Origin of the sequence: Flavobacterium sp. RSSB_23 (assembly GCF_051547145.1) — a bacterium.
Lineage (GTDB): Bacteria > Bacteroidota > Bacteroidia > Flavobacteriales > Flavobacteriaceae > Flavobacterium.
In genome coordinates this window covers 115,340-129,840 of sequence record NZ_JBPTTO010000002.1, presented here as the reverse complement: position 1 = coordinate 129,840, position 14,501 = coordinate 115,340, and the positions used below count along the sequence as shown (strand labels likewise).

General features: G+C 39.4%; 12 protein-coding genes and 1 tRNA gene. 3 read left to right on the top strand and 10 right to left on the bottom strand.

The window, feature by feature from the left end; translation table 11 throughout:
* Window positions 1-8 precede the first annotated feature (8 nt).
* A complete protein-coding gene (locus ACSVH9_RS04105) occupies window positions 9-539 on the top strand; it encodes a dihydrofolate reductase family protein (protein WP_438062608.1) in 531 nt (176 codons plus the stop codon).
* 91 nt (window positions 540-630) lie between these two features.
* On the opposite strand, the gene hflX is transcribed toward ACSVH9_RS04105, so the two are convergent.
* From hflX to ACSVH9_RS04060, 9 genes are all read right to left on the bottom strand, one after another.
* Window positions 631-1,863: a GTPase HflX gene (gene hflX, locus ACSVH9_RS04100; protein ID WP_315141312.1), complete on the bottom strand. Its 1,233-nt coding sequence runs from the start codon at window positions 1,861-1,863 to the stop codon at window positions 631-633.
* Between the two features lie 25 nt (window positions 1,864-1,888).
* On the bottom strand, window positions 1,889-2,797 hold the full coding sequence (locus ACSVH9_RS04095) for a hypothetical protein (RefSeq protein ID WP_438062607.1): 909 nt from the start codon (window positions 2,795-2,797) through the stop codon (window positions 1,889-1,891).
* A gap of 95 nt (window positions 2,798-2,892) precedes the next feature.
* Window positions 2,893-3,135 (bottom strand): DUF5053 domain-containing protein, encoded by a 243-nt coding sequence (locus ACSVH9_RS04090; protein WP_438062606.1) that lies wholly within the window; start codon window positions 3,133-3,135, stop codon window positions 2,893-2,895.
* Window positions 3,136-3,168: 33 nt separating this feature from the next.
* Window positions 3,169-3,297: a hypothetical protein gene (locus tag ACSVH9_RS04085; RefSeq protein ID WP_255478099.1), complete on the bottom strand. Its 129-nt coding sequence runs from the start codon at window positions 3,295-3,297 to the stop codon at window positions 3,169-3,171.
* A gap of 102 nt (window positions 3,298-3,399) precedes the next feature.
* Window positions 3,400-4,755, bottom strand: a complete 1,356-nt coding sequence (locus ACSVH9_RS04080) for a DUF5689 domain-containing protein (RefSeq protein WP_438062605.1) — start codon at window positions 4,753-4,755, stop codon at window positions 3,400-3,402.
* Between the two features lie 24 nt (window positions 4,756-4,779).
* Window positions 4,780-7,617, bottom strand: coding sequence for a TonB-dependent receptor (locus ACSVH9_RS04075; protein ID WP_438062604.1), 2,838 nt, complete (start codon window positions 7,615-7,617; stop codon window positions 4,780-4,782).
* Window positions 7,618-8,035: 418 nt separating this feature from the next.
* A complete protein-coding gene (locus ACSVH9_RS04070; RefSeq protein ID WP_438062603.1) occupies window positions 8,036-9,247 on the bottom strand; it encodes an MFS transporter in 1,212 nt (403 codons plus the stop codon).
* Window positions 9,248-9,539: 292 nt separating this feature from the next.
* Complete coding sequence (locus ACSVH9_RS04065) at window positions 9,540-10,592, bottom strand: Gfo/Idh/MocA family oxidoreductase (RefSeq protein WP_438062602.1); 1,053 nt, start codon at window positions 10,590-10,592, stop codon at window positions 9,540-9,542.
* Between the two features lie 23 nt (window positions 10,593-10,615).
* Window positions 10,616-11,686: an NADH:flavin oxidoreductase/NADH oxidase gene (locus ACSVH9_RS04060; RefSeq protein ID WP_438062601.1), complete on the bottom strand. Its 1,071-nt coding sequence runs from the start codon at window positions 11,684-11,686 to the stop codon at window positions 10,616-10,618.
* A 197-nt stretch (window positions 11,687-11,883) separates the two neighbouring features.
* On the opposite strand from ACSVH9_RS04060, the gene rseP reads away from it, so the two are divergent.
* Entirely contained in the window at window positions 11,884-13,227 is a 1,344-nt protein-coding gene (rseP, locus tag ACSVH9_RS04055) for an RIP metalloprotease RseP (RefSeq protein ID WP_438062600.1), read from the top strand.
* A 133-nt stretch (window positions 13,228-13,360) separates the two neighbouring features.
* A tRNA-Asn gene (locus ACSVH9_RS04050) sits at window positions 13,361-13,434 on the top strand.
* 79 nt (window positions 13,435-13,513) lie between these two features.
* Here the strand turns inward: ACSVH9_RS04050 and ACSVH9_RS04045 are convergent.
* Complete coding sequence (locus ACSVH9_RS04045) at window positions 13,514-14,494, bottom strand: HNH endonuclease (protein ID WP_438062599.1); 981 nt, start codon at window positions 14,492-14,494, stop codon at window positions 13,514-13,516.
* Window positions 14,495-14,501: the final 7 nt, after the last annotated feature.

The window sequence follows — 14,501 nt, the reverse complement described above, 5'->3', positions numbered from 1 at the left end:
TTCACTTGATGAGTAAAGTAATTTTGTATATCGCCACCACAATAGATGGTAAAATTGCCCGAAATGATGGGAATTTAGATTGGCTTTTTAACATTCCAAATCCTAATCAATCGGATTATGGATATCAAGCTTTTTATGACACAATAGGAGTTGCGTTTATGGGAAGACGCACTTATGAGGAAATACTTGGTTTTGGAGTGGAATGGCCTTATCAAGGAATCGAATCGTATGTAATTTCACAGCAGCAGGACTTTTCAGTAAGCACCCCTGATACTTTTTTGCTCACCAATGACATCGTTGAGTTTGTTAACCAAAAAAAATTAGAATGTGATAAAGATATATGGCTAATTGGAGGAGGGGAGTTGATTACTTTTTTCTTAAACCACCAATTGATTGACCAAATGCAATTGACTATTGCTCCAATAATTATTGGAGATGGGATTTCTTTATTTCCTAATCAACCTATGGAAACCTTATGGTCACTTTCAGCAACGGTGTCTTATTCTTCAGGTATTGTAACCTTGATTTATGATAAATAATAGGCTTTAAAAAAGCATTTGGAATATATTTGGATGAGGTTAGTAACAAAAACAAGCCCTTTTGATGGTTCTCAAAAGGGCTTTTTTAGTATTATTCTTTTTCTTCTTTCTCAATGGCATCCTTATAATCTGGATACAAGAATTTGTTGTAAGGGAAGCGCGTGATGTGAATTTGTCGCACTGCTTCGTATACTCGTTCTCTAAATTCCTCGAAGTTTTCTTTGTGGGTGGCCGAGATGAACAAGGCGTTTTCGTGGCCCACACGACTCATCCAAGTTTGTTTCCATTCGTCGAGTGTGAAGTGACGCGGCGTTTTTTCGGTCATTAAATCGTCTTCGTCTATCGTTAAATGTTGGTAAGCATCGATTTTATTGAAAACCATAAGTGTAGGTTTGTCATTGGCTTTGATGTCCAACAAGGTTTGATTTACAGAAGCGATATGGTCTTCAAAATCAGGGTGCGAAATATCTACAATGTGCAATAACAAATCGGCTTCGCGTACTTCGTCTAGGGTACTTTTGAACGAATCGACCAATTGCGTAGGCAATTTTCGGATGAATCCAACGGTGTCCGAAAGCAAGAAAGGCAAGTTTTTGATGACCACTTTTCGAACGGTAGTGTCTAGGGTAGCGAACAATTTATTTTCTACAAAAACATCGCTTTTGCCCACCGCATTCATCAAGGTTGATTTGCCCACATTGGTATATCCTACCAGCGCGACACGAACCATAGCACCGCGATTGCTGCGCTGAATCCCCATTTGTTTGTCGATGGTTTTGATTTTATCTTTTAGCAACGAGATACGATCACGAACAATACGTCGGTCGGTTTCGATTTCGGTTTCCCCCGGACCACGCATCCCGATTCCTCCTTTTTGTCGTTCTAAGTGTGTCCATAAACCCGAAAGGCGAGGCAACAAATAGATGCATTGTGCCAATTCTACCTGCGTTCTGGCATAAGAAGTTTCGGCGCGTTGCGCAAAAATATCCAAGATTAAATTGGTTCGGTCAAGGATTTTGCAGTCGATAATTTTGGAGATATTCTTTTGTTGCGAAGGCGTTAATTCGTCGTCAAAAATCAAGGTCGAAATGTCATTTTCTTTTACAAAAAGATGAATTTCGTCTATTTTACCTGTACCCAAAAACGTTTTGGGATTGGGTTTGTCCATTTTTTGCCAAAAGCGTTTTACCACTTGTCCACCAGCAGTAAAGGTCAAAAACTCTAGTTCGTCAAGGTATTCACTCAGTTTGTCTTCACTTTGATTTTGAGTAACAATCCCGACGATAGCCGTTTTTTCGAAATTTATTTTTTCTTTTTCTAACATATCATCAAATAAGTCGCAAATTTAATCATTTGCTTTGTACTTCTGATGCTGTTCCGTTAAAAACCGACGTTGGTTCGTATGTATAGGTTTTTACAGTTTTAATCATTCCGCTGTCTTCGATAAGGGAATAAGAGGCAGGATAATTTTGAGCATTGTACTTAAACGTTCCCGCTCGAACAATTGTGTTGGCAGTTGAGGTAAATTTTAATTCGTTGTTAGGACTTATAAACGTAAACTCAAATTCCTCTTCTTGGAACGAAACCAAAGGAACAATCACTTGGTAATTGGGACCAAAAATATTTTTCACCATCAACAAATTCGCTGATTCTTTGTCATCATAACCAAAATACTTGATGGTCTTGTCGCCCAAAAGGCCGGTTTGTTTGGTTTGATTTTCTTTGTCGTAATAGAATTCGGTTTTGTGAATGATTTGTTTGTTTCGGTCACGAACGGAACGGCGTACAACTTTTCCGTTTTCGACTACAAAATCTACTTCTTCCACAAAAAGTTGTTGGGTGGTACTTTTTTTGGTGACTTGCTTAATTCGGGAGCCGTCATAGGTATACGTTACGGTTTTGGTTACAAATTTACCGTCTTCGTCGTACTTTTTGGTAAACAAAATCAAGCGGTCTTCAGTGTCATAAGCGTAGCTAATTACTTCTTTCCAATTGCTTCCGTTGCGGTCTTTTACAGTGTGGTCGAGTAATCCTTTTTTGTTGTAAAAGAAACTTTGGGTTACATCCGAGGTTTTGATGGTGGTTAGTTTTCCGTTGTCAAAAGCATAGGTTTTGTTGACCATTTCACCACTTTTTAGGTTTCTAAAATTGGTCTTAACTACGGCAATTTGTTTTAATTGCAACGATTTGTCTAAGGTTTGACTTTGTAAGCCATACGAAAAAGCCATCAGAGCGAAGGCCGCGAAATAGGTTTTCATTTTTGTTTAGTATTGATTTGGGACGACCAAAATACAAAAATGATTTTTAGTAAACGCGATTTAGAAAATCATTTCTTTGTGGGTAAAAAAGAGTGCTATTCTAGATTTTCAGCAGCCTTTCTAATTCGTGCCGAAATATCAAACAAAGCATTTCGTAGCATTTCTTTTTCTTCATCAGTAAATTCGCCGTGACCGCCGTTTCCATCTCTACCATTGAGTTTGTTGTACATCCAAGAACTCGATTTACCAAAATAGGTTTTAGCAATATCTGCCCAAGATATATCTAAAATTATATCATCTAATTGCTGTCTTGCTGTTTTTTTGTCTGCTACTTTCATACTACTATATTTTATGAAACATAATTTTTCAAGTTAGCCGTCTAATAAATTGTAAAACAACTCTACTATTAAAACTCTTAACGTTTTAGAAGGATTATGTTTGGCATTTTTATAATTTCTAATTTGCTCAATCAATTCCTTTTCTTGGTCGGTTAATTCCATTTTATTGGTTTGATTTTACTTTGTAAATGTACTGCGAATATTCGCAGTAAACAAAATTATTTATATTCTACTAAGTTTGCTATTGGGTGATTTTATTATTCATTATTTATCCCCAAAAATTTGCACATCATCCACCATAAAAGCACCGTCTAATGCGGCATTTTTTCCCGAACCTGTGTAGCGAAAGGCAATATTGACTTTGCCTTTGAACGTACTTAAATCTATGGCACCCGAGCCGATGAATTGGTACCAAGGAGTAGCCTGTTTGGGGACTGTGGTTTTTAAAGGAGTCCAAGTGGCGGTGGCAATGTTTACGCCATCAAAATTGGTGGAAATAAAAACGTCTAAGGTATTCAGAGGCGAATCAACATCGAGATGATGTTGAGCCGAGCGGAAGGTCAAGATTTCATTGGTGTGAATATCTAAGTCGATTTTGGGAGAAATTAGCCAAGCCACATTCGAAACTACTTTGGTTCCCGAAATCGCAAACTCGGCGTACCCATTGCCATTGTAAACGGTGCCTTTCCATACTGGAGTTCCTTTTTGGGCTAGATTTGTCCAGCCGGGTAAACTTAGATTGGTTTTATCGACTACTTTTTCAAAATCTTCTTTGAAGAAGGGCGTGATACTAGCGCCTGTTAAGTTCACATCTTTTTCGGAACGGGCGATAAGTTGGTAATCGGTGCCAAATTTGGTCAAAATGCCTTTGACTTTTCCGCTTCCTTTTGGGACTGTTTTGGTGGCAAAATTGGCAAAACTAGAGGTTCTAAAAATAACCTGATTCCCCAATTGGTCCATCAAATTCCAATTGGTGCCGCCACCAATATCTTCGCTTTCCTCATAGTATTTTCGTCCTACAGCATCGGCAGTAAATTGTACGTTTTGCAATTCTACCAAAGTGTTTAAGTTGGCGTCATTCAGCAGTTCGGGAATGGTTGTAGCTTTGGTCAATTGCGATTCTTCGATAATGGTGCAAGAAGGGAACAGCACTTTTTTATAATCGTTTTGGGAGAGTCTGCCCACGCCACCTTCGTTATAGGAATTGACATATATAGCCCCAATTCTGAGTCCACCGTAATTGATATCCGTATATTGATTTTTGAGTTTAAGGTAGACTTTGTTGCCCAATCGAAAATCGATGTACAAGTTGGTGGCATCGATAGGCACACTAAAACCAATGGCTGGCGAAGTAGGCGTGGCCAAGGTTTGAAAACTAATGGTTTTGAAAAAATTCCCGCCTTCGTCACTCGAAACCACATAGGCTTCGATACTATCGTCATAAGGATATTGCGCCACAATCGCATTGGCGTTGGCTTTCACTTGAGCCACGGTTTGGTTGACTTTTAAATCGGGTTGGGTGCATTCTAATTTTGGAATATCAAAATCTTCCTGAGCACAATTCGTCAAGAAGAAGGAAAAGACAAAAAGGATTGAAAGAGAAGAAATATAACGTTTCATACTTTTTAATTTTAATGAGGTTGATTATAAATTCAGATAAAGAGAGACAAAATAATTGCGGCCATAGCCTTGGAAATATTTGTTACCAAAATTGGGAGTCCCGCTTGAGACATCTTGATTGCGTTGTCTAAAATTGGCATTTCTGGCTTGTTCATACCCACCCGTTTGGTATTGGGTGTCCAAAAGATTGGTAACACTCATAAACAATCCGAGTGTTTTCCCTTTGATTCTCCACGTTTTTCCACCAGTGAGATTGAGGAGTAGGATAGGTTCTAATTTTTCTTGACGCAGTAATTCCTTGGCTCGTTCTTCGGTGGCTTCAGGAAAAGGAAAACCATTGGCTGGATTTCGGAAGAAAATAGACGTTCTGGCAATGGGGGAAACGGAGATATAGGATTCGGTGATGTAGTTTATGTTGGTACCAATCCACCAATAGTGAGGATTGCGATATTCTAATCCCGCACTATAGGCCTGTTGGGGTAAACCTGCTTGATGGTAATTTTTGAGGATGGCTTTTCCAAAATCAAAAACAGGATTGGTGTTGTCTAGCGATGCTTGGGCATCATTCGTTATGGTAACGTTGGGGTTGCTGGTATAAGTGTAGCGTCCGTAAGCGGCAGCTAAAGTTGTTTTGAGTGTGGCACTAATGGGATATTCAATACTTAGTTCTGCGCCATAATTTTGTTTGTCGAGTTGGGTAAGCGTTTGCCCCACAAAAGCATCGGTATTGGTGTAACCCGCTCCATCATCGAAAATACCTTCGGCGTAGAAAAAAGAATTTTCGGTGGTGTTTTTTAGATAAGAATAATAGGCAGTCGCTCTTACTTTTATGATTGGCGTTCGATACAAGTAGGTTGCTTCAATGCTGCTATGGGTTTCATTGGTAAGGCCGTTCACAATACTATTGTTCAAGCGGGCATTGGGAAAACTGTTTTGAATCGTAGGGGCTTTACTTAGGTGAGCAGCGTGAAATAAAACAGCTTGTTTTCCCGAAAGCGAATAGGTCATTCCTGCTTTGAAACCAAAATTCTCGAAGTTGATTGAATTGCTTTTGCCCAAAGAATTGTTTTCATAGAGTCCGTTATTGTACAACCCTTCGCGTTGATACTTGGTCATTGAAAATTCCTGTCCAAGATAAAATTGCAGCTTTCGGAATCGGAATTGGAACTGGGTGAACGCTTGAATTACTTGCGCTCTTATAAAATAGTTATAGCCATAGGTATCGCCTTCGACTACTTGTCGGTTGGGATGATTCAAATCGGATTGGGCTTGATTACCGTTATAAAACGCATCGATGTCTTCAAAATAACTGCCGCCCAAAAGGTCGATTACTTTTTGATAGTGTTGTGTTTTTGAGCTTTTAAAATTCGCGCCAGCCGTTACCGCAACAGTTTCTGAAAGTTGAGAATTCAAAAGCGTATTCGCGGCTAGGACGGTTTCGTCGGCTCGGTCTTCATAGACGATATAATTGCTCTTGGAAGGTTCGTAGCCAATGATGGTTCCATTCGAATTTAAAATCGGTTGTTGATTGGCTCGATAGAGTGCCGACCAGTTGATTTGTGGATTTTCTAAAAAAGCTAACCGACTTTTTTCGGCATTCTCCTCATCAGGAATAAAAGCGCCTGAAAATTCGCCATTGTCTTTTTCGTACAACGAAGTGTAGTAGCTTGGCATTTTGCGATAATAGGTAGGGTCGGGATTGTTGGCATTTTGAAAATCGATATTGCTATTGCTGATGTTGCCCCACTGATAAAGTACTCCCGATTGTAGCTGCGTTTTGTCGTTGATTTTGAAATAATGGTTGAGTAGGAGTAGCGGTTCTTCTACGGTTTTGATTCTGGCGTTTCGTTTTTTGCCATTTTGAAAGCCCCAATAGGAATTGTAGCGCGACCCCATTAAATTAAATACTTCGGCGGTATTGGGAGCGGTTTTGGCTCTTGAGTTGGGAGTATAAATCCCCGTAAAGTTGAGCGAATGGTATTCATTGAATTGTTTTTCAACGCTGATGAAAGCCGAGTTGCCGTCAAAATGCGTTCCTTCGAAATACGGATTTTCACCGATTCGTTTGCCAGCCGAAACCACGAACGCCCAGCCTTTTTTGCTTATTCCAGAGGCATAGGTTGCCATCGCTCGCCAGTTGTAGGTGGTATTGGTTCCAGCAAAAGAAATTCGGGAACCAGCCCGATAACTAGAGGCTCTGGTGCTGATGTGTTGTGCGCCTAAAAGTCCGCCAAAACTGTAGTCAAAGGCGGCAGTACCAATAACGATTTCTTGGTTGCGCAGCACATCGTTAATGCCACCCCAATCACCCCATTGGGGACGACCATCGTATACTTTGTTTAATGTTAATCCATTTAGCAGTAAAGTGGCATTTTCGGCATCGAGTCCACGAATCCTAAAACGGCTTTGTCCCCATTGAAAAGCGGCGGCTTGCTGGAACACATCTCGAGACGCTTGTAATAACGGTGCGGTACTTTCTGAACCATTGAAATCATCATTCAATTGTTCTTCGGATAGGGCGATGGTGGCGCTTTGTATTTCGGCCATTGGGTCTGTGGAGAGTGGAATGGTCCCTAAATCGGTGATGGTTTTGGGAGCAACGGTAACGGCTAATAATTGGTCTTTGTAGCCTTGACTGTGAAGCAGTACATAATAGGTGTTGGGCGGTAACTGGTCGAAAAGCACGGTTCCAGAAGCGGAGGTAAGTTGTAAAAAGCTAGTGTTTTGGATACTAACTACCACTGAGGGCAGCGCTTTTTGGGATTGGGCTTCGATTACTTTGAGGGTAAAACCAGCCGTGTTTTGTGCGTAATTTTTTTGAATGAATAAAAGGCAACCAATAACAGATAATTTTTTCAGCATAGGCGTTTATAAAAAATAAAGTACTGCTCCATTGGAGGACCCAACATAATGGAATCCTCCAATACAACAGTTTTGTGGAGTGCAACACTCCCATTAATTAATAAAACGTTTTTGGAAATTTGAGCACGAAACTCAAATGCGTTGCTTAAAAAAATGGTATTTAAAAGTGTTTTTTTATAACTGACTGATAATCATTGATTACGTTTTATAAATGTAATAAAAAAACTATTAACTTGTACGATAACGATTGAAATTTTTTTTCTTGTGATGAAAAGCCAAAATTTCTCGTCTAGCCCTGATGGGAGCGGCATCCTTTTTTTCCTAGCTGGCCGTTTGAAAAACGGTGAGCTAGGGAAAAAAGATATAGCGTACAGCAGGACAACTCGTCTGGAAAAGCAGGGTCGTGTGCTCCTTACAATTAGGCATCAATTTTTATTTTGGATACCATTAGGGCGATTAAAAATCCGAAAATGCCAATAAATGCGAATGAAAATTGCAAACCAAAAGCTTGAGCAATATGCCCAATAACGGGTGGTCCCATTAAAAAGCCGAGGAAACTTACGCTTGAGACAGCGGTAAGCGCTTCGCCTGTTGGTATGGTTGGGTGTTTTCCTGCGATACTATACAAAGTTGGAATGATGGTCGAAACGCCTAGTCCAACAAACATAAAGGCGATGGTTGCGGGAATGATGTAGGGAAAAAATACGGCGGTGAACAAACCTGTAGAAATGACACACCCACTGATTTGCATTACTTTTTTGCGTCCCCATTTTTGGGTAAGACGGTCGCCGAAAAAGCGGCCGCTGGCCATCATAATCATAAAGGAAGTGTAGCCCAAAACGACTAAAGGACCCGGAACTTTGACAACGTCTTTGAAATATACGCCACTCCAATCGAACATTACGCCTTCGCTAGCCATACAACAAAAACCAATAACGCCAAGCCAAATTAAGGTGGGGTCGGGTTTGAAAAAGGGTTTTTTCTTTTCGGTTTTTTGGGTTTCTTTGGCGCGGATGAGCAATTTGTAATTGAAGGCTACCAGTCCTAAAACGATGCAAGCGACAATAATAAAATGGGTGTAGGTCGTTAAATCTAAAGCCAACATTCCCAAGCCCACCAAGGCTCCTGTAAAACCAGCCAAGCTCCACATTCCGTGAAAAGACAACATAATGTTGCGTTTAAAAAGGCCTTCGGTATAGACGCCTTGGGTGTTTACCGAAATATTGGTTAAGTTGGCGGTAAGTCCAAAGGCAAAAAGTCCGAGAGCCAATTGCCAAGCGTTTTGTGCCAAAGCTAAGTTGGTCAAACTAACAGCATATAATAAAATTGAGACAGGCAATACTCTGTGACTTCCATAACGTGTGACCAATTTTCCTGAGAAAAACATCATAGTAAGTTGCCCCACTGGAAGCGCAAATAAGATGGTTCCCAAGGTACCTTCACTAAGTTGCAAAGCTGTTTTGATGGTTGGAATGCGACTTGCCCAAGTGGCAAATGTAAGTCCCATTCCGAAATAAAACATTGCCACTGCCCAACGTATTCTGTTGAGGTAAGAGACTTTTGCTTCGGCGTAGGCTTTTTTGTATTTCCCTTTGGGTTTAAGCCGCCCTAAGAAGTTGAGGTAAATCAAAGGATTGGTTTTTAGAGTTTTAAGCGCCAAAATTACAAAAAAGAACGGCTTATTGTGTCATAATAACACATTTTAATGATTTACAACGATATTGTTTATAATTTAAATACGTTGTGTTTATTTTTTTACCACATAGAATCATAGAATTTATAGTTTTACAAAGAAAGGTATAGACGTTTTACTATTCACATAGCTACATAATACTATGTGAGAAATAACACTATTTCTATTTTCTCTTTATACCCTTGTACTATTAATCTATGGTTCTATGTGGTTAAATTTTATTTGAACTTTAATCAAAACTACTTACCTTAATTCTTTGCTGTTGTTGATGACTAGCGATTGCCGCTTCTATGATTTGCATCACTTGAACGCCTTCAGCAGCAGAAACGGGTACTTTTTTTCCGTGAAGAATGGCTTGGTACATTCCCTCAAAAAAAGCATAGTAATTGCCTTGCTCTGTAGAAACGAATTCTTTGATAATCGTTCCGTTGTTTTCGGTGTGGAGCAGTCCTTTTAGGTGTTCGGGTTCGGTGCCCCAATCTGTGGTATTGGGTTTTTTACCTAATTTTAATTCGTCTTCTTGCACATCGCCACGGGCTTTTAGAAACGAACCTTTTTTGCCGTGAAGCGTATACGATGGATGCGGTTCGCGCACAAAGAAACTAGCTTTGAGTCGGACTCTTAGGTCGGGATAAAATAGGGTGATATCAATCCAATCGTCTACTAAAGAATGGGCTCTAGTAATCCGAATGTCTCCGTTTACGGCATCTGGAAAACCAAACAAGCACAAGGCTTGATCGATGATATGAGGCCCTAAATCTTTCAGAATTCCAGCACCAGCGTTTTGGGTTTCTTTGTGGACTTTTGGACTCAAATTGGGATTGTAGCGGTCAAAATGAATTTCGGCCTCCACGATATCGCCTAGAATTTTGTCCTGAAGTATTTTTTGAACGGTTTTGAAGTCGCTGTCCCATCTTCGGTTTTGAAAAACGGCCAATTGCAGTCCTTTTTCGTTGGCCAAAGCAGCTAGTTCTTGGGCTTCGGCAACGGTGGTGGTGAAGGCTTTTTCTACTATGGCGTGTTTTCCGGCGAGCAAGACTTGTTTGGCGTACTCATAATGCGTTCCCACAGGCGTATTCACAATTACCAAATCGCAATCGTCTTGGAGTAAAGCTTCTAAAGTGGCGTAGCTTTTTACTTCAGGGAAATCCGTTTGTATGAGCTTTTTGCTGCGTTCCCAAGCGCCTGTTATTTCAAAACCGGGATGTAAATCGAGAAAAGGAGCGTGGAATACTTTTCCAGACATTCCGTAGGAGAGTAGTGCCGTTTTTATTTTTTGCATAGAAATGTTTTATAGTGGTACTTTTATCTTGTTTTGGCTCTTTCATATTGTTTTGGCCAAGCTACGGTTTCCTTTAAAGCAGTAGCAAAATCTAACCCTAAATTAGGATTGCGAAGGGATTCTCTAGCAAAAAGTACTAAGTCGGCTTGAGATTCAGACAGTATGTTTTCTGCTTGATGGGCTTCGGTAATCATTCCTACAGCGCCAGTTGGTATGCCGGTTTCCTTTTTAATTTTTTCCGCAAACGGAACTTGATAGTTGGGGCCAATGGTGATTTTTTGATGGGAGACCAATCCACCAGAGGAGACGTCTATCAAATCGACGCCTTTTTCTTTTAAAATTTGGGATAGTTGCACCGATTCTTCTACCGACCAACCGCCCTCAGCCCAATCGGTTGCTGATATTCTAACGAACAAAGGTAGGTTCGAAGGCCATTCGGCTTGCACCGCAGTTACGGTTTCTAGCGTCAATCGAATTCTGTTTTCAAAACTACCGCCATATTCATCGGTTCTTTGATTCGTTAAAGGCGACAAAAACTGATGCAATAAATAGCCGTGAGCTGCGTGTATTTCTAGGACTTCGTATCCCGCTTGTACAGCACGTCGAGTCGCCGATTGAAAATCATTTAGTACTTTTTGAATGCCTTGGTTGTCGAGTGCGATTGGAGCGGTTTCATTCTCATGGTACGCTATAGCGCTTGGGGCAACGGTGGTCCATCCGCCTTCGTTTTCACTTAATTTTTTGTTACCCAACCAAGGCGCCGAAACACTGGCTTTTCTCCCAGCGTGTGCCAGTTGAATACCGGGAATCGCGTTTTGGGATTTTATGAATTGGTTGATGGACTGTAGTTTTTCGATATGTTCGTCTTTCCAAAGTCCTAAATCTTCTGGTGAAATGCGAGCTTCGGGAGAAACAGCCGTAGCTTCCTGAATCAATAATCCTACACCTCCAGCGGCACGACTGCCCAAATGCACCAAATGCCAATCATTGGCAAAACCATCTGTAGCAGAGTATTGGCACATTGGAGAAATTACGATACGGTTTTTGAAAGTGATACTTTTTAGCGTAAGCGGAGAAAACAAAAGACTATTCATATATACTGTAACTTTTAGGGTGGTACATGACCTATGAAGGCTGTACGGTTTAAAAAGTAAAGTTAAAGCATCTCTTTAAAGGAGTGTTCTAAATTTTTGTATTTAACAAACATTTAAAGCCGTATGTAGTATATTGCGCTATCAAATTAAAATAGAAACGCTACTTTTGTGCGTTATTTAAGAACTAAAAGTAAACAATGGAAATCGTTATCAAGTTTGCTCAATTTTTATTGAGTTTGTCCTTATTAATTATTCTTCACGAATTGGGACATTTTATTCCTGCCAAATTATTCAAAACTAGAGTAGAGAAATTTTACTTGTTTTTTGACCTTAAATTTTCGTTACTCAAAAAGAAAATAGGCGAAACCGAATACGGTATTGGTTGGTTGCCACTTGGCGGTTATGTGAAAATCTCTGGTATGATTGACGAAAGTATGGACAAGGAACAAATGGCCTTGCCTCCACAACCTTGGGAATTCCGTTCGAAACCCGCTTGGCAACGTTTGATTATTATGTTGGGAGGCGTTACGGTAAATTTCATTTTGGCTTTCATTATTTATATAGGAATGGCTTTTGCTTATGGTGATGCTTTTGTGGCTATGGCCGATATGAAAGACGGATTGCTAATTGAAAATCCGGTGATGAACAAAATTGGTTTCCAAACGGGTGATAAAATCCTTAGTGTTGATGGCGAAAAAATCGAAAAATACGACAACGAAATCAATATGAAATTGATAATGGGGAAAGAAGTCCAAATCGAAAGAAATGGCGCTACTCAAACCATTCAAATGCCTGTTGATTTAGTGGACCAATTGTCAAAATTAGAAAAAGGGCCTTTAGTGAATATCCGTATGCCGTTTGCTGTTACCGCTATTCCTGAAGAATCCTTAAATAAACAATTACAGCCTAAAGATGTTATTGTTTCTATTAATAGTCAACCTGCCAAATATTACGACCAAGTTAAGGCCATCCTAAATGCGAACAAAGGTAAAACCCTTCCTGCAGTTGTAATTCGCAACGAAAAAGAAGTTCCTGTGCAAGTAATCGTGAACCAAGAAGCGAAATTGGGGATACAAATGGGTAGTTTAGGATTAGAATCTTTAGAGAAATTAGGCTACTACAAAATCAGCAAGCAAGAATACGGTTTCTTCGAATCGATTCCAGTGGGGATTGAAAGAGGGAAAGACCAATTGTTGGGCTACGGCAAGCAGTTGAAAATGATTTTCAATCCAGAAACCAAAGCGTACAAACAAGTGGGCGGATTTGCAGCTATTTTTAATATTTTCCCAAGTTCTTGGAGCTGGGAAGTGTTCTGGAATATCACCGCTTTGTTGTCGATTATGTTAGGGGTAATGAATTTATTGCCGATTCCAGCGTTGGATGGTGGACACGTAATGTTTTTGTTGTACGAAATCATTAGTGGCAAAAAACCAAGTGACAAATTCCTAGAGAATGCTCAAATGGTTGGTTTTGTTTTACTTATCTCATTGCTTTTATTTGCTAACGGAAACGACATTTATAAGGCGATTGTTGGCAAGTAAAAAAAATTAAAAAAAATTTATTTTTTGTTTGCAAAACTTGAAATTAGGTGTATCTTTGCAACCGCTTAGACAAACAAACAATGTCAGTCAAAGCCACAGAAAACGTTCCTACTACGCATTATAATACACAGTTTCCTCCTTAGCTCAGTTGGTTAGAGCATCTGACTGTTAATCAGAGGGTCCTTGGTTCGAGCCCAAGAGGGGGAGCTTAAAAGCCTGACAGCAATGTCGGGCTTTTTTTATGGAATAAACTTTGGGCTGGGAGAGGTCAATACTTTAAAACTGATTATATCACAAATACTTCTTTCTTGTGCCAAATTAAATTTTCGGGAGAAGGATAGTCTTTTTTGTTTTCAGGTAAAATAATTCTACGTCCTGCAAATTGTGATATTGAGAAAGGGGTTTCATTTTCTTTAATTACAGGTGAAATTCTAACGATGTAATCTTCGTTGATAGTTATTAAGCCTCTATCGTAAGCTCTATGTAAATTTGGAGATAGTGCAATGCCATTTGAAACGGTATCGTCATTAGAAATACTAAATGGAACAATGTGACAAGCGTCTATCATTTGAGCGTTTGTGTTTGATTCTATTCTCATTCCAGAAATACAGCATTGGTTCAGATATATTTTGGGCACTTCTCGCTTAAAGATGCTTCCTCTTATGAATCTTTCTTCCTCAATTTCATTTTCCGTTAAATCCTTTGCAATATGATTCATCAATGTTTGATATTCTTCTTTGGTATCGTTTAGAATTTGGTCTTTGATGACTCTTTCTATATCATATTGGACTATTGTGCTAGATTGAAAATTTGCTATTGTTTCAGGGAAATATTTATTTAATAAAATACTTTCAATTTCATTTCTTGTAATTGGATTTAAGAGTAATTCGAATAAATCCTTATCTATTTCTGCAAAAGCAATCCTATTTTTGAGCTTACCAAGACTACTGATTTTTTCTTTATGGTCAATCACTCCGTTTATATAAACCAGCCTCCAAAAAGGTTCAGAATTCAGATGAAAAAAAGGCAATGAAAAATTTGGGACGTGATTGGTGGTAACTAATTTATTCCAGTTGTTTTTGAATGCAATTACTAATTCACCGGTGATATAAATTCTATTAGATTGTATTTCGTTTTTTTCGATTAATTGGATTATTGACAATAATAAAATAGGCTTATGAGGCGCTTTCCCTAGTGTTTTGTTTGACGCTCTATTAAGTGATTGTAATTGTTTTGTGTACTTAAGGACAAGTTCTTTAGAAACCATAGAAATC